The sequence below is a fragment of the Streptomyces himastatinicus ATCC 53653 genome (genome assembly GCF_000158915.1).
In the GTDB taxonomy this organism is placed as follows: Bacteria; Actinomycetota; Actinomycetes; order Streptomycetales; family Streptomycetaceae; genus Streptomyces; species Streptomyces himastatinicus.
Genome location: NZ_GG657754.1, coordinates 926216 through 945263, shown reverse-complemented (window position 1 = coordinate 945263; position 19048 = coordinate 926216). Strand labels below are relative to the sequence as shown.

The following is a 19048-nucleotide window of genomic DNA, read 5'->3' as shown; positions in this document are numbered from 1 at the left end:
GTGGCCCGCGAGGAACGGGACGGACGCGACCACGGCGAGGAGCGGGAGCGGCCCCGGCGCGCCCGGCGCCCCGCGGCAGACGACCGGCGTCCCGCGTCCGACGACCGGCGTGACCCGCGCCCCGCGTCCGACACCCGGCGTCCCGCGGCCACTGCCCGGTCGGCCGCCCGGAGCGCCGCCCGCCAGCTGCGGGAGCTGATCGGACGCGACCCGGAGGGGATCACGTCGGTGGAGCGCCATGAGGACGGCTGGCTGGTCGGCGTCGAAGTCCTGGAGACCCACCGGATCCCGGACTCCACCGACATCCTCGCCGAGTACCGGGTCCAGGTCGATGACGAGGGCGAACTCGTCTCGTACCGCCGCACCCGGCGCTACTACCGCGGCAGGTCGGAGGATCGCACATGAGCCAGGGGGCCGACTGGAACGTGCCGAGCCGGCGCATGGGCGCCCCGCCCGAACCGGCCCGCCGGGAGTCGGCGAGCCTGGCCGACATCCTGGAGCGGGTGCTCGACAAGGGCATCGTCATCGCCGGGGACATCCAGATCAACCTGCTGGACATCGAGCTGCTGACCATCAAGATCCGGCTGCTGATCGCCTCCGTGGACCGGGCCAAGGAGATGGGCATCGACTGGTGGGAGCACGACCCCACGCTCTCCTCCGGCGCCCGCGACGTCCTGGACGAGAACGAGCGGCTGCGGCGGCGCGTCGGCGAGCTGGAATCGGGCCGCGACGCGGAGCGCGAGCCGGAGCGTGAACGGGGAGGGGAGGACGGATCGTGACCGACGAGGAACGTGCCACCTGGCTGTACGCGGTGACCGCGGCCCGCGACGAGAGCGGCGCTCCACCCACCCGGGCTCACCGGCGTGGCGGACGAACCGGTGCGCCTGTGTCGAGAACGCCGGACTGGCCGCCGTGGTGGGTTCCGTACCGCTGGCCGACTTCGGCGAGGAGCCGCTGCGCGCCCATCTGGAGGATCTGCCGTGGCTGGAGCGGGCGGCCAGGGCCCACCACCGGGTCATCGGCAGGGCGGCCGGATACGGCCAGGTCATCCCGCTGCGCTTCGCCACGATCTACCACGACGACGGCCGGGTCCGCACGATGCTCCAGGAGCGGCGGGACGACCTGACGGCCACGCTGGCGCGGGTGGCCGGACGGACCGAGTGGGGCGTCAAGGCGTACGTCGACCCGCGCGCCTTCCTGCCCGACCCGGGCGAGGAGGGCCCTTCCGGCGGCGACACCCCCGGCACCGCCTATCTCCTGCGCCGCCGCGCCCAGCGGGACGACAAGGAGACCGCCCATCTGCGCGCCACCGAGCGGGCGGAGGAGATCCACACCGCCCTCACCGCGCTGGCCGCGGCGACCGCCGCCCATCCGCCGCAGGACGCGCGGCTGGCCGCGTACGAGGGCTGGATGGTGCTCAACAACTCCTATCTGGTGCCGGACGACCGGACGGAGGAGTTCACCGCCTCGGTGACCGGGCTGGGGGAGCGGTACCCGGACGTCGACCTGGAGCTGAGCGGGCCGTGGCCGCCGTACTCGTTCACCGCGCCGCCCGAGCGTGAGGAGGCGCCGTGACCCACGCGATCGAGCGGCGCGAGGTGGCCCTGGTCGATCTGCTCGACCGGGTGCTGGCCGGGGGCGTCGTGATCGCCGGGGAGATCACCCTGAGCATCGCCGACATCGATCTGGTGCGCATTTCCCTTCGTGCGCTGATCGCTTCTGTACGGACAGAAGACATGGAAGACGCAGATGAGCATCGAGCGCCGCCCGGACCACCGCCGTCCTGATCCCCGTGACCCCCGCGACCGCCCCCGCCGTCTCGAGGTGGACGAGGAGTCGGTCCGCAAGAGCCTGGCCGGTCTGGTGCTGACCATCGTGGAGCTGCTGCGCCAGCTGATGGAACGGCAGGCGCTGCGCCGCGTCGACCAGGGAGGCGTCAGCGACGAGCAGATCGAGAAGCTCGGGCTCACGCTGATGGCGCTGGAGAAGAACATGGACGAGCTGCGGGAACACTTCGGGCTCACCGAGGACGACCTGAACCTGGACCTCGGACCGCTCGGTCCCCTGCTGCCCCGCGACTGACCGTCTCCCGCTGCCTGCGTCGGCGGTACGCTGCGCGGGTGGGGATCACGCTCAACCTGAGGTCAGCGCGAGCGGCCGACGTCCACGTCGGGCGCTCGCCGCTCGCCGAGCTCATGTCGGTGCTGCACATCCTGGCCGAGCCGGAGCACCACCCCGAGGCGCAGCGCTGGACGCGCCGTCTCGGCACGACCTTCGACGTGTCGCTCACGCAGGAGATGAGCGCCCTGTCGCCGCTGTGGGCGCGGCTGCGCTGCCGACTGCTGTTCCCGCTGGCGCTGCCGCTGGACCAGTCCTTCGAGGACGAGCTGCGGCTGCTGGAGAAGCTGCCGCTGGAGGAGTTCACGGAGCTGTGTGCGCAGGGGGTGCTGGGTTTCCGGGAGCGGGTGCCCGACGCGCACAGCCTGCTGAACGACCCGGGGGCCGCCTGCCGCTTCATCGCCGAGTGCGAGCGGCGCTCGTTCCGGCGCGGTGAGCTGGCGCATGAGCTGATGGCCTCGCCCGAGGGGACGCGGACCCGGCTGATCGACTTCCTGGAGCGCTGCGGCACCGCGTTCTTCGCCGCGGAGTGGCGCGCGGTGTACGACCGGCTGGAGGCGACCGTGGCGCGGTTCCGCACCGATGTCCGCAGAAGCGGGCTGGCCGAGGTGCTGGCCGGGCTCAGCCCCACCGCGGTCGTCTCCCAGGGCGGTACGCGGGTGCGCTACGACAAGCTGGCCGTCGCCGAGATCGACATCGGCCCGCGCCCGCTCTTCCTGGTCCCTTCCGTTCATGTCTGGCCGCATCTGACCTTCAAGGACGAGGAGTCCCATCCCGTCGTGGTCCAGTTCGCCGCGCTGGAGGGGCAGGCCGACGGGCAGCTCACGCAAGCGGAGCTGCGGGCCCGGATGTCCGCGCTGGCGTCGCTGGGCCGCATGGAGCTGTGCCGTCATCTGCTGGGCGAGCCGATCACCACGTCCGAACTGGCCCAGCGGCTGGGCCTGGACGATACGCAGGTCTCGCGCACCCTGCGGCAGTTGCGGGACGCCGGGCTGGTGGAGTCCGAGCGCGAGGGCAAGTACGTGTACCACCGGCTGGCCACCGGCACCCTGCTCCGGCTGGGGCAGGACGTGCTGGCCACCATCATGCGCTGACCCTCTGCGTGGCTATGCGCCGGGCCGCGTCCACAGCAGCACCGCCGAGGGGTGGTCGGCGTCCATATGGACGCGGTTGGTGGCGACCACCTTGCGCCGGGTGACGGCCTCGGGCGCACCGGTGTTGGAGTTGACGTCGAAGCGCGGGAAATTGCTCGACGAGATGTCCACCCGCAGCCGGTGTCCGGCCCCGAAGCGGTTGGCGGTGTCCGGCGCCGGGATCTCGATCTCGTACACCTCGCCCGCCACCAGCGGCTCGGGCCGCTCGAACGACGCGTGGAAGCGGCACCGGAAGATGCCCTCGGTGAGGTTCATGGCGAACCCGTGCGGATAGTCCTCGTTCGGCGGGTGCACATCGACCAGCTTCACCGTGAAGTCGGTGTCCGGGGCGGTCGAGGAGATGAACAGCCGGGCGGTGACGGGACCAGCGACCTCCAGCGGCTCGTCCAGGGGCGGGGTGACCAGCGAGATCACATCGGGCCGCGCGTTCACCGGCAGATAGGGCTCGCGCGCCCCGTAGAAGCGCTCGTCGGGCACCTGGTCGAAGGCGCCCCCGACCATCACCGGCTCGCCCGAGGTCACCTGTCCGCCCAGGGTCGGCACCGGGTCGCCCGGATCGAAGTCGTACTCGACCCATGCGTCCCGGTCTCTGGTTCTCTCCCGGCTCAGTTCACCCGAGGTGTGGCAGTAGAACGCGGTCTCCCGGGTCCCGGACGGCGGCCACCGGGTGTCGGTGTGCCACCGCCCGCCGTGGCGCATCCGTCCCGCCGCGTCGCGGCGGCCGTCGCCGCCGCCCATCAGGAAGTACCGCACCCGGGGGATCACCCCGAGGTCACCGCCGCCCAGCACCGCGTCGAACCAGCGCTGCCGGAAGGTCAGATACGAGGTGTCCACGTTGTCGCTGAACGTGGCGGCGGGCCCGAAGTCCACGTCACCGGCGAAGGTGACACAGCGCGCGCCGTGCGTCCACGGCCCCATCACCAGATACGCCGGGGACGTCATGAGCCGCCCCATGGCCGTGAAGTTCTCGATGGTGGAGCGCACATACGGGTCGTACCAGCTCGCCATGTGCAGCGTCGGCACGTCAGGGAAGCGGTCGTAGTGCCCGCGTCCGTAGATCGCGGGCTGCCGCCAGTACTCGCCGAACGCGTCGTGCCGCCACTGGTCCAGCAGATACCGCTCGTAGTGGCCGACCTGCGACAGCGGGGAGACGCCGGTGCGCCACGGCAGCACGGTGAACCAGTCCCGCAGGTCGGTCCTGGCGAACGCCTTGCGCACCAGCGGGTCCCGCTCCGCCTCGGGGCTCTCCTCGCCGTGCCGGAACGCCCAGGTGACCTGCTTGAGTTCGAAGGCACCGCCCATCCGCATACCCGCCTCGTACGCGCTCGCGAAGCCGCCTGAATCCATGAACATCGCGGCCAGCGGGGCGGGGGACTCGGCCGCGGCCGCCGTCTGGGCGTGCGCCGAATAGGACACGCCCATCATCGCGACCCGTCCGTCGCACCAGGGCTGCGCGGCGATCCAGTCGAGGGTGTCCGCGCCGTCCGGGCCTTCACCCAGGTACTTCACGAAGGTGCCCTCGGAGTCGCCCCGGCCCCGGCAGTCCTGCCGCACCACGTGGTATCCGGCGCGGACGAAGAACGCGGACGTCTCCTCGGGGGTCGGCACCGGCTCGTCGTGGCGGCAGCGGTCCGACTCGCGGATGTCGCGGCGGCCGTACGGGGTGCGCTCCAGGATCACCGGCCGGGGACCGGGCCGTTCCTCGGGCGCGTACAGGTCCGCGGCGAGAGCTGTTCCGTCCCGCATGGGGACGCTCAGCACATGCCGCCACACTCCTCCGCCGAGGTGTTCCGCAGCCTCGGTCCGCCCGGTCGGTGCCATGGGGGTGCTGCTCACTTGGCCTGGGACTGCTTCGAGCCGTTGAGGAGCATCTTCGACCGGGTGATGGTGGACAGCGGCATGCCCCAGCCGCCGAACAGCTTCGCGTAGGTGCCCGACTCCTGCATCTCCCGCAACCCCTTGACGATCACGGCGGCGAGACCGGTGCCCTGCTTGGCCTGGATGCCGTAGATCGCCGTCGCCGCGGGGAGGCTCAGCATGTCCTCCAGCTCCAGCGTCTCGAACTTGCCGTCCGAGTTCTCGCTGACATTGGTGTTGGAGGCGCTGGGGGCGACCACCGCGTCGATCCGCTTGCTCTGGAGGGCCAGGCTCGCGGCGGCCAGATCCCCGTACGCCTGCGGGCTCACGGCCTTCTTGCCCTTCTTGGCGCACCGCTTGCTGAGGCCCGCGAGGACGTTCTCGGTGCCCGCGCCCTTCTCGACGCCGACCTTGTGCCCGCAGATGCCGATGCCGGACTCCGGGCGGAACCCGCTGTCCTTGTTCACCATCACGGTCACCTGGCTCTGCGCGAAGTCGGCGAAGTCGACCTCCTTCTGGCGCTCGACGAAGTCGCCGGAGGGCGCGCTGAGGTCGATCCGGCCGGACTTCAGCCCCGGGATCACCGCGTCGAACGGCGTCCGCACCACCTTGATCTTGATGTCGAGCTGGGAGGCGAGCTGCTTGGTCAGATCCGGGACCAGGCCGGTGATCTTCCCGTCGGAGCCGATGGTCACATACGGGTCGTACTCGCTGACGCCCATGAGCAGGGTCTTCTTCTTGTACGCCGCGGGCACCTCGGCCGCCAGGGCGTCGTCCTTCGGCTCCAGGGCGAGGGTCGGCGTGGGCACGGCCTCTTTGGACTTGCCCTTGTCATCCGGAGTGTCATCCACCGAACAGGCGGTGAGGGTGAGCGCGAGGGACATGAGCAGGGCGCACCCGGCGGCGCGAGATCGGTGGCGCATGACTGAGCTCCGTTTCGGGGGATCCGGCTGATCCGGATGAGGGGACGTGGGGGGTTACGGGACGGGGACGGTCAGCGGCCCCAGACGGTCTCGGCGACGCGCCGCACATTGCCCCCGGCGAGCTTCGCCACGTCCTCGTCGGAGTAGCCGTGGTCGAACAGCCAGCGGATCATGTTGCCGACGGCCTCCGCGGGGTTCTCACAGCCGTGGACGTACTCGACCGGCTCGTGCGGCGGCGGTGCGGCACTCTGGCCGTCGAGCGCGTCGTCCTTGCCGAACAGCGGGGCGAACGTGCGGTGCCAGGCGGTGTGATCGCCGAAGTTGGTGTCGGGGCCGAAGGCCACATGGTCGATGCCGACCAGGTCGAGGCAGCGCTCCACGTGTTCCATCACCGACTCCAGGCTGTGCCGGGGGTGCCGGGTGGTGACGGTGGTGTGCGGGGCCGCCTCGACGCCGATGAATCCGCCGGAGCCCGCGCACGCCCGGATCACATCGTCGGGCTTCATCCGCGGGGTCGGCCACAGCGCCCGCGACCCGGCGTGGGTGATCACCACGGGGTCCGTGGAGCGGCGCACCGCGTCCAGCGCCGTCGCGTCCCCGGAGTGCGAGACGTCGACGATGATGCCGAGGTCGTTCATGCGCCGCAGGGCGCGGCGGCCCAGCACCGTCAGCCCGGTGTCGCCGGTGTCCGCGAGCCCCGAGCCGAGCTGGTTGCTCTCGCTGTACACCAGCCCGAGCAGCCGCACGCCCAGTCCGTAGAGCAGATCGAGCCGGTCGACGTCGTTGCCGATGGGGGACGCGGACTCCAGGGTCAGCACGACACCGACCTGGTTCCCGGCCCGGGCCCGCTCCGCGTCCTCCAGGGTGCGCACCGGGGTCACCAGGCGCTGATGGGCGAAGTCGGCCTGGCGCATGGCCAGATCGCTCACCGCGTCGTCCCAGTCCCAGGGGGTGTGCGAGCGGATCATGCTGACGGCGGCGGGGCCGCCGTCGAAGAACAGGTCCACGCCCGAGTGGGCGATGCCCTCGTACGGAATGGCCTCCCGGCCCTGGCGGCGGAACGCGGCGAAGTCACCCGGGTCCGCGGGCCGCAGCGACAGATGGTCGTGCGCGGAGATCACCAGATGGCGTTCCTCGAAGTCCCGCGCCCGGGCCTCGACGTCCTCGCTCCACACCGGTGCCGAGCCGGGCACCCGGCCCACCGCGGGCACCAGCTCGAAGTCCTGGAAGTCGGCGCCCGGCTCCAGGTAGTGGTACGAGCGGTAGCCGTCCCACAGCTCCAGCCGGGCGCGGGTCTTGGCGGGCAGAGGGCGTTCGGCGCTCATGCGCTGACCTTCGACAGGAACGTGCGGGTGCGCTCATGGGAGGGGGAGCCGAACAGCCGGTCCGGCGGGCCCTCCTCGACGATCCGCCCGTCGTCCATGAACACGACGCGGTCGGCGACCTCGGCGGCGAAGCGCATCTCATGGGTGACGACCATCAACGTCATGCCCTCCCCGGCCAGGTCCCGGATGACGCTGAGGACCTCCTGCACCATCTCGGGGTCCAGGGCGGAGGTCGGCTCGTCGAACAGCATCACCTTCGGCCGCATCGCCAGCGCCCGGGCGATGGCCACGCGCTGCTGCTGGCCGCCGGAGAGCTGCTCGGGGTAGCTGTCCAGCTTGTGGTCGAGCCCGACCCGGCGCATCAGCTCCTCGGCGCGGGCGCCGGCCTCCGCCTTCGACAGCCCGAGGACCCGGCACGGCGCCTCCACGATGTTCTCGCGGGCGGTGAGGTGCGGGAACAGGTTGAAGCTCTGGAAGACCATGCCCATGACCGAGCGCTGGGCGGCCAGTTCGCGGGGGCCGAGCTGGTGCAGGGAGGTGCCGCGCAGCCGGTAGCCGATCACGTCGCCGTCGACCACGACCAGGCCGTCGTCCGGGACCTCCAGGTGATTGACGCAGCGCAGCAGCGTGCTCTTGCCCGATCCGGACGGGCCGATGACACAGACCGTCTCACCGCGGTGGATATCCAGGGAAATGCCGTGCAGCACCTCTGTGGAGCGGAACGACTTGACGATCCCGCGCAGGGAGACGATGGGCTGCGCTTCCCTTTCCGATGCCACGGTCATACCGAGTGCTCGATCCTCTTCACTTTGCTGACCTTTTCGGCCGGTATCAACGTGTGTCGCCCCAGACGTCGCTCCAGGCGCTGCTGCACGAGGGTGATGACGCCGGTGATGATCATGTACCAGATGGCGGCCACGATCAACAGGGGAACGGTCTGGAAGTTCTTCGAGTAAATCAGCTGCACCGAGTACAGCAGATCCGCCAGAGAGATCACGCTGACCAGAGATGTGGCCTTGAGGAGAGATATCAGCTCATTTCCCATCGGCGGCACGATGACCCGCAGCGCCTGGGGGAGGGTGATGCGGAAGAAGATCTGAGTCGGCGTCAACCCGAGCGCTGCGGCCGCCTGGTGCTGACCCTCCGGTACGGACAGCAAACCGGAACGGATCAACTCCGCCACGTATGCCGTTTCATGCAGGGTCAATCCGATGACCGCGGCGGTAAGCGGACCCAGCAGGGAATTCGCATCGAAGGTGACGAACTGCGGGCCCCAGGGAATGCCGAGGGACAGGGTGGGAAACAGCGCCGCCAGGTTGTACCAGAAAAGCAGCTGCACCAGCATGGGAATCGAGCGGAACACCCAGATGAACATGCCGGCGGCCGCCGACATCAGCCGCGAGGAACCCATCCGCATGAGCGCTACAACGGTGCCGAGCACCAAGGCGAATGCCATGGTCGCGGCGGTCATCCCGAGACTGACGCCGATACCCTTCATGATGCGGATCTCGAAGAAGTATTTCCCGACCGTCTCCCACTCGAAGCGCGGGTTGGTGAATATCGTGGTCACCGCCATCGCGGCGAACAGCAGCACCGCGGCATTGGCCACCAGCAGTCCGGGGCGCCGTCGCTTCACGCGTTTGAGCCGGGATGGCTCGGGTAGAGCGTCAAGATTCAGGACTTTGCTCATGGAGGGCCCTCGAGCGGTTCGTCGTCATGGCTGGGGAATACCGCATCTTAAATCCGCCCTCCGGAACCCCCTGGAACAGTTGACACAGAACCGTCAACCGTCGGGCGCCGAGGTGTCCGCAGGTGCCGGGCGATGGGGCTGACCGGGTGGCACGACGGGCCGCTTGTGCGGGCCGCCTTGCCCAAAAGTGATCATTTACATGGAATGACCGGTCAGGGCTCCGGGGAGTCCGGGGCATCCCGCGAGCCTGGAGGTTCCATGATCAGTTCAGCCGTTCGCGGCGTCGTCACCACCACGGCCCTGACCACCGCCTGTGTGCTGCTCCCCGCCTCCGTCGCGCTCGCGGACGCGGGCGACGAGGACATCGAGAAGGTCACGGTGACCGGCGTGACGGTGGCGGAGAACAGACCCGATGACCGCGCGGCCGGCGACAGCTGGACGACCTACATGAGGCTGTACACCCCCAAGGGGAAGCGTGCCGGTGACGGCACCTCCCAGTGCACCGCCGTCAAGGTGACCGCCGGCAAGCGGGTCGTCCAGTGCACCCGGGTGCTGCGCCTCAAGAGGGGCTCGCTGATCCTCGCCGACCTGATCACCCACAAGGGCCGCGCCACGGTCACCGCCAAGACCGCCATCCTCGGCGGCACCGGCCACTACAACGACGCCGAGGGCCAGGGCACCGTCACCGTGCGGCGGGACCGGATCCGCTTCTCCCTCGCCGTCGACGACTGACGTTCCCGTACGAACTCGCCCGCCGGTCACACCCCCACTCCTGGAGATTCCATGATTCCGTCAGCCGTCCGTGGCATCGTCACCACCGCCGCACTGACCACCGCCCTGACCCTGCTCCCGCCGTCCGCCGCGGGGGCCGCCGCGGGCGGGGACATCGAGAAGGTCGACCTGCTCGGCGTCACCGTGATCAGCACCAAGCCCCGCCACGTCGAGCCCGGTGACAGCTGGAAGACCCGGCTGAAGCTGTACACCGAGAAGAAGAAGACGTACGCCGGGAACGGCACTTCGCGGTGCGACACCGTCCGCGTCACCGCCCACAAGCTGGTCGTCCAGTGCACCCGGGTGCTGCGGCTGAAGAAGGGCTCGCTGGTGCTCAGCGACCAGGTCACCCACAAGGGCCATGCGACGGCCACCGCCAAGACGGCGATCGTCGGCGGCACCGGCCGCTACCACTCCGCCTACGGCCAGGGCACCGTCACCCTCGCGGGCCCGCTCCTCCACTTCGCGCTCAGGGTCGACGAGTAGGCCCGGGTATGACGCCCCGCCCGGGATCCCCCGGGCGGGGCGCCACCGCTCTTCGCCGTCTAGCCCGTGCACTCCATCGACGCCGGGTCCTCCGCCGCGCGGATCAGGGACCGGTGCGCCTGGCGCAGCCGTTCCACATCGGGTTTGACCTTCTTGCGGTCATAGGTGATGAGCCCGTTCAGCTCGCCCTCCACATCCGTGATCTGGGTGTAGACCGCGCCGCTGTTCCCATGGCAGGCGACCTGCTGCCGCACCTTGTCCAGCAGCTTCAGATACTCGGCCGTGTACTGCTCCTGGTCCACGCCCACATAGGTGTGCTGCACCGGCCAGGCGTGTCCCGGTACGGCCAGGCCCAGACCGCCGTACTCGCCGATGACGCCCGCCCGCTCGGCGTCAGGGCGCGGTTCGCCGGGGCCCGGATAGGCGTGGATGTCGGCGAGGTCGCCATTGCCGGTGTCGTTCCAGCCGCTGGCGCCGTCGATGAGCCGGGACGGGTCCCAGCCCTTGGCGAGCGCGGGCACCTTCGGCCCGCCGTACTGGCCCCACCCCTCGTTGAAGGTGACCCAGATGCCGATCGACGGGCTGCTGATGTGCTGGTCGACCATGGCCTTCATCTCGCGCTCGTACTGCGCTTGCGACTGCTCCGAGGGCGCGATGGTGTTCATGGCGGGCATGTCCTGCCACACCATCAGCCCGAGCCGGTCGGCCCAGTAGTACCAGCGGTCGGGTTCGACCTTGATGTGCTTGCGCACGGAGTTGAACCCCATCCGCTTGTGCATCTTCAGGTCGTACGCCAGGGCCTGGTCCGTCGGCGCGGTGTGCAGACCGTCCGGCCAGAAGCCCTGGTCGAGCGTGGCCATGGATAGATACGGCTTCCCGTTGAGCACCATGCGCTTCTTGCCGTCGACCTCCTCGACCGCGATGCTGCGCATGCCGAAGTAGCTTGTCACCCGGTCGGCCTTCGCGCCCCGCCCGACGGTCACCTTCAGCTGGTACAGATACGGATCGTCCGGCGACCACAGCCGGGGCGAGGGTACCGGCACGGTCAGCGCCGAGCCGGTGCGCCCGGTCGCCGTGCCGACCGCGCGCTTCCCGTCGTACGCGGTCGCGGTGACCGGCACGCCGTCCCGTACGCCGCGGACCTCCGCGGTGAGCGCCTTGCCCGGCACATCCGGGATCAGCTTGAGGCTGTCGGCGTGGTAGGAGTGAACGGCTCCATCCCACGGTCTGCCAGATACCGGAGGAGGGGGGGTAGAAGATGCCGCTGGGGTCCAGCCGCTGCGTGCCCATCGGCGGGTTCTCGCCGTCCCTGGCGTCCGTCTGGTCGTACACGCCGACCAGCAGCTCCTGGGTGCGGCCGGGGCGCAGGGCGTCGGTGACATCGGCGCTGAACCGGTCGTAGCCGCCGCGGTGTTCGGCGACGCGGGTGCCGTTGACGTAGACCTGGGCCTGCCAGTCCACGGCGTCGAAGTTCAGCTTCAGCCGCTGTCCGTCGCCGACCTTCCAGTTCGCGGGGACGGTGAAGGTGCGCCGGTACCACATGCGGTCCTCGTGGCGTTCCAGCCCGGACAGCTCGGACTCCACCGGATACGGCACCAGGACGTCTTCCCGCAGGCGCTGCCCGAACGGGGGCGCCTGACCCTTCTCGGCGGCGGCGAACTGCCAGGTGCCGTTGAGGTTCTTCCACCGCTCGCGGGTCAGCTGCGGGCGCGGGTATTCGGGGTGGGCGTTGTCCGGGCCGACGTCCTTCGCCCAGGGGGTGCTGAGCTGATATGTCGACTTGTTGCCGCCGAAGGCGAGGAACTGGCCGACGGCGCCCTGGTCGTTCTCCAGGCCGCCCTCGCCGTCGTAGCGCACGATCGCCTCGCCGCCGCGGCCCACCACCGGTTCCTTCAGCGTGAGCAGCAGCCGCGAGCGGTCGGCCGGGTCCAGCCTGGCCGCGCCCAACGGCCAGGCCGCGCCGCCGATGACGGCGGTGAGGTGGCCGGTGGGCCCGGCCGGGGGAGCGGCGAGGGGGCGGGCGAAGTCCATCAGCAGCGTCCGGCCGTCCGGCTGGACGGCGCTGCTCACCGGGCCCTCGTAGCCGAAGTCCGGGGGCAGCCGGAACGCCGACGCCGGAACCGGCTCCTTGGTCTTGCCGGGCGGAGTCCAGGCGAGGTGGAAGTTGGAGCCGCCGTAGTGCTCGAAGTACTCGACCTTGATGTCGTACGCGCGGCCCGCGGTCAGCTCGACCGGGCCGGAGACCTGTTCCTTGTCCCAGTCGTCGACCCAGTGGTCGATGACGGGCCGGCCGTCGATCCACAGCCGGAAGCCGTTGTCGCCGGTGATCGAGAAGGTGTGCGTCCCGGAGCGCTCGGGGACGATCCGGCCGGTCCACCGGACGCTGACGTCGTCGGACCGTCCGGTGGCGGTCTGGAGCCGCGGCTCCAGGTTGTCGAAGTCGAGGGACGGATCGAGGGTGGTCGCCTTGAGTTCGTGGAAGTCGAAGGCGCCCGGGGCGGACTGGAGGTAGTAGTCGCCGCGCAGGCCGTTGATGACGGGATCGGGATCGCGGTCGTCGGATGCGGCGGCCACGGCGGGACCGGGGCCGGTCAGCAGACCGAGTACGCCGAGCGCCAGGACCAGGGCCGCGACGATGGGTCTGGTGAGAGCCGAACGTAAACGCACATGTCCTCCTTGCCGGAACAGCTGTGGAACACGCTGGGGCGCCGATCATTCGGCCATTGGCGACAGAACCTGTCAATACTGAACGCAAGCCAACACCCTTGACGAGAAAGCCCTTTCTGCTTAGCGTGCGGTTCACGCATATGATCGAGATTCAACGATTTGCACGATGGAGGCCGTAATGGGGCGACGGATCGTGGTGTCGGGCGGCGGTACGGGCATCGGTCTTGCGACCGCGGAGTCCTTCGCCGCGGACGGCGACCGCGTCGTCATCGTGGGACGCCGCACCGAGGTACTGCGCGCGGCGGCGGACAAACTGAACGCGACCCATGGCGACGGCCTGGTCACCTGGACCGCCGCCGACCTGAGCGACCCCGGGCAGACCCGCCGCGCGGCCGACGAAATCGCCGCCGACGGCCCCGTCGACGTGATCGTCACCAACGCGGGCGGCAATGTCGCGCCCGGCAACGACGGCACCCTGGAAGGCATCGCCGACCAGTACCAGCGCAACTTCGCGGCCAATGTGCTCACCGCCGTCCTGCTGACCGAAGCCCTCATTCCGCATATCGCCCGACCCGGTGGCCGGATCGTGCACCTTTCCTCGGTAGCGGCGCTGCGCGGCCCCGGTTCGTACGGCGGCACCAAGGCCGCCCTGCACACCTACACCTTCGAACTGGCCAAGCGGCTGGGCGCGGAGGGCGTCACCGCCAACGCGGTGGCCCCCGGCTACGTCGAGGACACCGAGTTCTTCGGCGAGCGCGGAACTCCCGAGTTCATCGCGCAGCAGATCGGGCAGACGCTCACCGGACAGCCGGGCGTGCCCGCCGAGATAGCCGCCGCCATCCGCTATCTGGCCTCCCCGGAGGCCGCGTATGTCACCGGGCAGGTCCTGCACATCAACGGAGGGGCGCAGTACGGCCGCTGACGCGCCCCCGCACCAACCCCGGCGTGTCGCAAGGGCCGGACGGCCCCTGATCAGGGGCCGCGCAGCCCTGCCGCCACGGAGCCCCACGGTCCACTCTGGTTGCCCACACAGGTGGGGGAAAGACGGACGGACGGCCGCACCGAGGGAGTCACCTCGTGACTCCCAAACCATCTCGGACGCGGCCGTCCGTCCGTCTGTGTGCGCACCACCGCGACACGACGCAAGGGGAGAGACGTCATGTTCCGTACGACCGCCAGGGCCGCCGCCGCGATTGCCGCGGGCTGTGCCATCGCGCTGCTGTATCCCGCGGCGCCCGCCGGAGCCGCGGGCTCCGTGCATCTGCACAAGATCTACTACGACTCTCCCGGTTCGGACACCCGGAGCAACAGCAGCCTCAACGCCGAGTATGTGCAGATCAAGAACTCCACCTCGCGCGGAGTGAGCCTCAGGGGATGGGTGGTGGTCGACGCGAGCCGCCACGCGTACACCTTCCCGTCGTACACCCTCGGCGCGGGCAAGACCGTGACGGTGCGCACCGGCACCGGCTCGGACACCTCCGCCACCAAGTACCAGGACCGCCGCGCCTACGTCTGGAACAACACCAGCGACAAGGCCACGCTCCGCAAGAGCGGCGGCACCACGGTCGACACCTGCTCGTACAACAGCAGCCGGGCCGACTACAAGATGTGCTGAACCCGGGGGTCCCGGGCCGGGGGCTCAGCCCAGGCCCGGGACCACCATCGTCAGCCAGACGGCGGCGGGGACGGCGACCACCATGATGCCGCCGTAGATCATCAGCTGGCGGAAGAACCGGTCCCGGTCGACATCGGGCGCGGCCGCCAGGACCAGCGCGCCGTTGGTCGAGAAGGGGCTGATGTCCACGACCGTCGCCGACACCGTGAGCGCGGCGATCATGCCCACCGCGCCGATGTGCCCCTGGGAGAGAAAGGGGACGGCGAGCGGGATGAGCGCGCCCATGATGCCCACGGACGAGGCGAAGGCGGAGATGATCGCCCCGATGTAGCACAGCAGCAGCGCCGCGAGCAGCGGGACGCCGATGTCGGTGACCGCGTTGCCCGCGTAGGTGATGGTGCCCATCTCGTCCAGCACCCCGACATAGGTGAGGACACCGCAGATCAGCAGCACGGTGGGCCAGGTGATCTCGTTGACCGCCCGCTTGCCGTGGTCCGGCCAGACGACGCTGAGCGCGACCGCGAGGGTGATCGCGGTGAGCCCGGCGTCCAGGTCGAAGGCGAGGACCGCGACCACCAGGGCCACCAGCGCGACCAGGGTCGCGATCCGGGCCGGGGTGAGCCGGGTGTCCGCGTCCGACGCCGCCGCCTCCTCCTCGTCCGACGCGGCCGCGGCCGCGGTGTCGGTACGGGGCAGCTTCAGCCCGCCGCAGACGACGAACACGACGGCCGCGATGAGCAGGTTGACGACGAGGCTGGCCAGGAACAGGGTGACCTCGTTGCCCGGCAGCTTCTCCCGCTCCACGATGCCGTTGACGATCGAGCCGTAGATGCTGATGGGGGAGAAGCCGCCGCCCTGGGCGCCGTGCACCACCATGGCCCCCATCAGCAGCGGGCTGATCCGGTAGCGCGCCGCGAAGCTCAGCGCGAGGGGCGCCACGATCGCGACCGCCGCCGGGCTCACCGCGCCGATCGCGGTCAGCACGCCGCTGATCGCGAACATCACCCAGGGGATCAGCGCGACCCGCCCGCCCACCATCCGGATCGCCGCGTGCACCAGCCAGTCGGTGGTCCCGTTCGCCCGCGCGAGCGCGAACAGATACGTCACGCCCACCAGCACCACGAACAGATCGCCCGGGAAACCCGCGAAGATCTGTTCCGCGTCGAAACCGGCGACCAGCTCCCCCACCGCGAAAGCGGCGGCGAAGGAGAGCGCGCCCATGTTGATCGATCTGGTGGTGGCGATCACGAAGACCACCACCAGCACGAGTATCGAGATCAGTTCGTCGGACATCGAGCGCGCTCCCGTCGCAAGTGGCCCAGCCGCGACTCACGTTGCGGGTGCGATGGTTCAACAGTCAATACATAGGTGGCACATTGGCTGAGCCAATCGACCACTCCGCCGTTCATTCGGTGCTACGCTGCGAATCGGGCCGGTCACCAACCGCAGCAGCCAGCCGCAGCAGGGGGGAGCCCGCATGGCCGACGACGCACTGCGCCCGATGTCCCGTCAGCGCCTGTACGAGCAGGTGCTGGAGCGGCTGCGCACCTACGTCGAGGAGGGCGGGCTGCGCGCGGGCGACCGGCTGCCCACCGAGCGGGAACTGGCCGAGCGGCTTGGCATCAGCCGCGCCTCCGTCAAGCAGGCCATCGTCGTCCTGGAGGTGCAGGGCCTGGTCGAGGTGCGCCAGGGCGGCGGTATGCGGCTGCTCCGCGACAGCCTCGACACCGAGCCCGTGGAGCGCCTGGTGGACCGGCGGCGCCGGCTGCCCGATGTGCTGGACGCCCGGGAGGCGCTGGAGACCAAGCTCGCCGAACTCGCCGCCGAGCGCCGCACCGACGACGACCTCGCCGCCCTGGAGCAGGCGCTCCACTGGATGGAGGACGAGATCGCGACGGGCCGCCACGGCATCGAGGGTGACCGCCGCTTCCACGCCGCGGTCACCGCGGCCGCCCACAGCCCGCTGCTGGCCGAGTTCATGCGCTCCATCTCCGAGCAGATCGCGGAGAGCCGTGCGGAGTCGCTGCGTCAGCCGGGCCGCCCCAAGCGGTCGTTCGCCCAGCACCGGAAGATCCTGGACGCCATCGCCGAGGGCCGCTCCAAGGCCGCGGCCGCCGCCATGCGCCGCCATGTCCGCACCGTCGCCCAGGTGCGCCTGCTGAACTGGGACCCGGACGGACCCTCCTGAGCGCGGACCGCCTTCACGCGGCGTCCGCAGCGCCTCCCCGACCGGAATCGGTCGCTCAGCCGTGTTTTCCGGCCTATGGCGCACCACGCGACGCGCACGGCACAACACCCGCCCATAGCATCAACGCGGCTCTCGGGAGCCCCCGAGGGCATGAGGCAGGGAGACGTTTCTATGCGCGTCAAGAGAGCCATTGGTGTCGTCGCCCCCGCACTACTGGGCATGATCCTCGCCTTCCCCGGAAGCGCGTCCGCCGCCGAATCGGGCGTGCGCGCCAATCCGTTCAGCGGGTTCGTCCTCCAGACCGGTACGGCCCTCCACGAGACCGACAACACGTTCGCGAGCCTGGTCGCCGACTGGGACCGCGACGGCCGTCCGGATCTCATCGAGGTCAAGAAGAGCAACACGGGTACGAACTCGACCGAGGTGCACATTCTCTCGGGCGCGAGCAATTTCCAGCGGTTCATCGTGCAGACGGGTACGGCGCTGCATGAGACCGATGGGTCGTTCGACTTCGCGGTGACGGACTGGGACCGCGATGGTCGTCCGGACCTGGTCGCGATCAAGAAGAGCGGCACGGGTACGAACTCGACCGAGGTGCACATCCTGTCCGGTGCGAGCAATTTCCAGCGGTTCATCGTGCAGACGGGTACGGCGCTGCATGAGACCGATGGGTCGTTCGACTTCGCGGTGACGGACTGGGACCGGGACGGCCGTCCGGATCTGGCCGCCATCAAGAAGAGCGCCACCGGTACCAACTCGACCGAGGTGCACATCCTCTCCGGCGCCAGCACCTTCCAGCGTTTTGTGCTCCAGACCGGTACGGCGCTGCACGAGACCGATGCCACCTTCGACTTCGGGGTGGCGGACTGGGACAAGGACGGCCGTCAGGACCTCGTGGCCATCAAGAAGAGCAACACGGGGACGAACTCCACCGAGATCCATGTGCTGTCCGCCGCGAGCACCTTCCAGCGCTTCGTCCTCCAGACCGGTACGGCGCTGCACGAGACCGACGCCACCTTCGACTTCGGCCTGGCGGACTGGAACCGCGACGGCACCTCCGACCTGGTCGCGGTGAAGAAGAGCAACACCGGCACCAACTCCACCGAAGTGCACGTCCTGGGCGGCTGACCCATCGGCGCACGAGCTATGACCCGCGCCCCGCGGTCAGATGGTGCGGGTCGTAGCCCGGGATCGTGCCGTCGGGCTTGGCGACCAGGAAGAGTCCCGCCATCCCCATGTCGGAGTGGCTCTGGACGTGGCAGTGGTACATCCACGCGCCCGCGCCGGTGTTCTCCCCGGCGATCACCTGGAAGCCGAACGAGTCGGCCGGGCCGGTGATCTTGTTGTCGATGACCCGGCTCGGGTCGTCCGGCCCCTCAAGGATCCCCGTGCGGTTGTCCGCCCAGCGATGACCGTGCATATGGAAGGTGTGGTAGTACTCGCCGTGCGTGATCATGATGATCTCGACGCGTTCGCCCACCGTCGCCCTGAACTCGGGAGCGTCATGGCCTGACTTGTTGTTGATCGTCATGTCGTTGAAGACGATGGTGAACTGCTTCTGCGGCAGGACGTCCCCCGCGCGGCGCACCACCACCGGCCCGTACAGCCCCTTGCGGAGGCCGCCGGTGCCGTGCGGGGTGCCGACCGCGTGGTCGTGGTAGTGCCAGTAGCCCGCGCTGCCCGGCCGCCAGGTGCCGTCCGCGCGGGTGCCCGGGGCGTGGGTGCGCCAGGTGTACGTACGCGTCTCGCCCGGTTCCACGGCGCTCCGGTTGAGCTGGGTGCCGTCGCTGGCGGTGTCGTAGTCCAGGCCGTGGACATGGAGGCTGGCGGTGACGTCCATGGTGTTCTCGAACTCGATGTGCAGGGTGTCGCCCTCGGTCAGCTCGATCAGCGGACCGGGGATGGATGCCTTGCCCTTCTCCAGGCCGTAGCCCATCTGCCCGTCCGGCAGCTTCTCCGCGTACATCTTGATGCGGCGGACCGCGCCACCAGCCGCCGCCGTGGCCACCCGGCGCTTCGCACCTTCGGCAGACGAGGCAGACGAGGCGGATGTGGCAGACGTGGCAGACGCGGCGGAGGCGGCGGAGGCGGCGGGGGAGGCGAGGGGCAGCGGGCCGCCGATCGCGGCGGCGGCCGCGCCACCGGCGAGGAGCCGGCGGCTGAAGCCGCGTCTGGGCATGGTGCCGGGTGCGTCGCTCATCGCTCTCCCAACTCGGTGCGGGTGTCTCGATGTTGCCGATGCGCACGTGCCCCG

The 19048-nt window shown here is 70.0% G+C and carries 19 protein-coding genes and 1 pseudogene; 12 read left to right on the top strand and 8 right to left on the bottom strand.

Features of this window, described 5'->3' with window-relative positions; translation table 11 throughout:
* From gvpO to SSOG_RS03320, 6 genes are all read left to right on the top strand, one after another.
* A complete protein-coding gene (gene gvpO / locus SSOG_RS03345; RefSeq protein ID WP_009712794.1) occupies positions 1-405 on the top strand; it encodes a gas vesicle protein GvpO in 405 nt (134 codons plus the stop codon).
* A complete protein-coding gene (locus tag SSOG_RS03340) occupies positions 402-779 on the top strand; it encodes a gas vesicle protein (RefSeq protein WP_009712793.1) in 378 nt (125 codons plus the stop codon). Before gvpO ends, SSOG_RS03340 begins: the two co-directional genes overlap by 4 nt.
* A gap of 133 nt (positions 780-912) precedes the next feature.
* A complete protein-coding gene (locus tag SSOG_RS03335; RefSeq protein WP_245606213.1) occupies positions 913-1575 on the top strand; it encodes a GvpL/GvpF family gas vesicle protein in 663 nt (220 codons plus the stop codon).
* The gene (locus SSOG_RS03330) at positions 1572-1787 is read left to right on the top strand and encodes a gas vesicle protein (protein WP_009712791.1); all 216 of its coding nucleotides are present in this window, start codon (positions 1572-1574) and stop codon (positions 1785-1787) included. The genes SSOG_RS03335 and SSOG_RS03330 overlap by 4 nt, the downstream gene beginning before the upstream one ends.
* Positions 1750-2082, top strand: a complete 333-nt coding sequence (locus SSOG_RS03325; protein ID WP_009712790.1) for a gas vesicle protein K — start codon at positions 1750-1752, stop codon at positions 2080-2082. Before SSOG_RS03330 ends, SSOG_RS03325 begins: the two co-directional genes overlap by 38 nt.
* Positions 2083-2120: 38 nt before the next feature.
* Positions 2121-3212, top strand: coding sequence for a helix-turn-helix domain-containing protein (locus tag SSOG_RS03320; protein WP_039936470.1), 1092 nt, complete (start codon positions 2121-2123; stop codon positions 3210-3212).
* A gap of 12 nt (positions 3213-3224) precedes the next feature.
* Here the strand turns inward: SSOG_RS03320 and SSOG_RS03315 are convergent, their stop codons facing one another.
* From SSOG_RS03315 to SSOG_RS03295, 5 genes are all read right to left on the bottom strand, one after another.
* A complete protein-coding gene (locus tag SSOG_RS03315) occupies positions 3225-5108 on the bottom strand; it encodes a CocE/NonD family hydrolase (protein WP_245606212.1) in 1884 nt (627 codons plus the stop codon).
* Positions 5105-6052 (bottom strand): transporter substrate-binding domain-containing protein, encoded by a 948-nt coding sequence (locus SSOG_RS03310; RefSeq protein WP_009712787.1) that lies wholly within the window; start codon positions 6050-6052, stop codon positions 5105-5107. The genes SSOG_RS03315 and SSOG_RS03310 overlap by 4 nt, the downstream gene beginning before the upstream one ends.
* A 71-nt stretch (positions 6053-6123) precedes the next feature.
* Positions 6124-7377, bottom strand: a complete 1254-nt coding sequence (locus tag SSOG_RS03305; RefSeq protein ID WP_009712786.1) for a dipeptidase — start codon at positions 7375-7377, stop codon at positions 6124-6126.
* On the bottom strand, positions 7374-8162 hold the full coding sequence (locus SSOG_RS03300; protein ID WP_039936469.1) for an amino acid ABC transporter ATP-binding protein: 789 nt from the start codon (positions 8160-8162) through the stop codon (positions 7374-7376). The genes SSOG_RS03305 and SSOG_RS03300 overlap by 4 nt, the downstream gene beginning before the upstream one ends.
* The gene (locus SSOG_RS03295) at positions 8159-9067 is read right to left on the bottom strand and encodes an amino acid ABC transporter permease (protein ID WP_039936467.1); all 909 of its coding nucleotides are present in this window, start codon (positions 9065-9067) and stop codon (positions 8159-8161) included. Before SSOG_RS03295 ends, SSOG_RS03300 begins: the two co-directional genes overlap by 4 nt.
* Positions 9068-9325: 258 nt before the next feature.
* Here SSOG_RS03295 and SSOG_RS03290 point away from each other — a divergent pair, with 258 nt between their 5' ends.
* Both SSOG_RS03290 and SSOG_RS03285 read left to right on the top strand, forming a co-directional pair.
* Entirely contained in the window at positions 9326-9799 is a 474-nt protein-coding gene (locus SSOG_RS03290) for a hypothetical protein (RefSeq protein ID WP_039936466.1), read from the top strand.
* A gap of 51 nt (positions 9800-9850) precedes the next feature.
* Positions 9851-10324 (top strand): hypothetical protein, encoded by a 474-nt coding sequence (locus SSOG_RS03285; RefSeq protein WP_009712783.1) that lies wholly within the window; start codon positions 9851-9853, stop codon positions 10322-10324.
* A 59-nt stretch (positions 10325-10383) separates the two neighbouring features.
* On the opposite strand, the pseudogene SSOG_RS03280 reads toward SSOG_RS03285, so the two are convergent.
* A pseudogene (locus SSOG_RS03280) lies at positions 10384-12961 on the bottom strand (PA14 domain-containing protein).
* A 208-nt stretch (positions 12962-13169) separates the two neighbouring features.
* Here SSOG_RS03280 and SSOG_RS03275 point away from each other — a divergent pair.
* A complete protein-coding gene (locus tag SSOG_RS03275; RefSeq protein ID WP_039936465.1) occupies positions 13170-13913 on the top strand; it encodes an SDR family NAD(P)-dependent oxidoreductase in 744 nt (247 codons plus the stop codon).
* Positions 13914-14150: 237 nt separating this feature from the next.
* Positions 14151-14606 (top strand): lamin tail domain-containing protein, encoded by a 456-nt coding sequence (locus SSOG_RS03270; RefSeq protein WP_039936463.1) that lies wholly within the window; start codon positions 14151-14153, stop codon positions 14604-14606.
* A 24-nt stretch (positions 14607-14630) separates the two neighbouring features.
* Here the strand turns inward: SSOG_RS03270 and SSOG_RS03265 are convergent, their stop codons facing one another.
* Entirely contained in the window at positions 14631-15899 is a 1269-nt protein-coding gene (locus tag SSOG_RS03265) for an SLC13 family permease (RefSeq protein ID WP_009712779.1), read from the bottom strand.
* Between the two features lie 184 nt (positions 15900-16083).
* Between SSOG_RS03265 and SSOG_RS03260 the strand changes: the two genes are divergently transcribed.
* Together SSOG_RS03260 and SSOG_RS03255 are read left to right on the top strand one after the other, a co-directional pair.
* Positions 16084-16794 carry a FadR/GntR family transcriptional regulator gene (locus SSOG_RS03260; RefSeq protein WP_009712778.1) on the top strand — a complete coding sequence of 237 codons (711 nt, stop codon included), beginning with the start codon at positions 16084-16086 and terminating at the stop codon, positions 16792-16794.
* A gap of 171 nt (positions 16795-16965) precedes the next feature.
* Entirely contained in the window at positions 16966-17922 is a 957-nt protein-coding gene (locus tag SSOG_RS03255) for an FG-GAP repeat domain-containing protein (protein WP_208867321.1), read from the top strand.
* Positions 17923-17938: 16 nt separating this feature from the next.
* Here the strand turns inward: SSOG_RS03255 and SSOG_RS03250 are convergent, their stop codons facing one another.
* On the bottom strand, positions 17939-18973 hold the full coding sequence (locus SSOG_RS03250) for a multicopper oxidase domain-containing protein (protein ID WP_009712776.1): 1035 nt from the start codon (positions 18971-18973) through the stop codon (positions 17939-17941).
* Positions 18974-19048 lie beyond the last annotated feature (75 nt).

Coding starts and splice junctions, on each gene's coding strand:
- SSOG_RS03340 (WP_009712793.1), top strand. CDS start 402: ATGAGCCAGGGGGCCGACTGGAACGTGCCGAGCCGGCGCATGGGCGCC.
- SSOG_RS03325 (WP_009712790.1), top strand. CDS start 1,750: ATGAGCATCGAGCGCCGCCCGGACCACCGCCGTCCTGATCCCCGTGAC.
- SSOG_RS03310 (WP_009712787.1), bottom strand. CDS start 6,052: ATGCGCCACCGATCTCGCGCCGCCGGGTGCGCCCTGCTCATGTCCCTC.
- SSOG_RS03305 (WP_009712786.1), bottom strand. CDS start 7,377: ATGAGCGCCGAACGCCCTCTGCCCGCCAAGACCCGCGCCCGGCTGGAG.
- SSOG_RS03300 (WP_039936469.1), bottom strand. CDS start 8,162: ATGACCGTGGCATCGGAAAGGGAAGCGCAGCCCATCGTCTCCCTGCGC.
- SSOG_RS03295 (WP_039936467.1), bottom strand. CDS start 9,067: ATGAGCAAAGTCCTGAATCTTGACGCTCTACCCGAGCCATCCCGGCTC.
- SSOG_RS03290 (WP_039936466.1), top strand. CDS start 9,326: ATGATCAGTTCAGCCGTTCGCGGCGTCGTCACCACCACGGCCCTGACC.
- SSOG_RS03285 (WP_009712783.1), top strand. CDS start 9,851: ATGATTCCGTCAGCCGTCCGTGGCATCGTCACCACCGCCGCACTGACC.
- SSOG_RS03275 (WP_039936465.1), top strand. CDS start 13,170: ATGGGGCGACGGATCGTGGTGTCGGGCGGCGGTACGGGCATCGGTCTT.
- SSOG_RS03270 (WP_039936463.1), top strand. CDS start 14,151: ATGTTCCGTACGACCGCCAGGGCCGCCGCCGCGATTGCCGCGGGCTGT.
- SSOG_RS03265 (WP_009712779.1), bottom strand. CDS start 15,899: ATGTCCGACGAACTGATCTCGATACTCGTGCTGGTGGTGGTCTTCGTG.
- SSOG_RS03260 (WP_009712778.1), top strand. CDS start 16,084: ATGGCCGACGACGCACTGCGCCCGATGTCCCGTCAGCGCCTGTACGAG.
- SSOG_RS03255 (WP_208867321.1), top strand. CDS start 16,966: ATGCGCGTCAAGAGAGCCATTGGTGTCGTCGCCCCCGCACTACTGGGC.
- SSOG_RS03250 (WP_009712776.1), bottom strand. CDS start 18,973: ATGCCCAGACGCGGCTTCAGCCGCCGGCTCCTCGCCGGTGGCGCGGCC.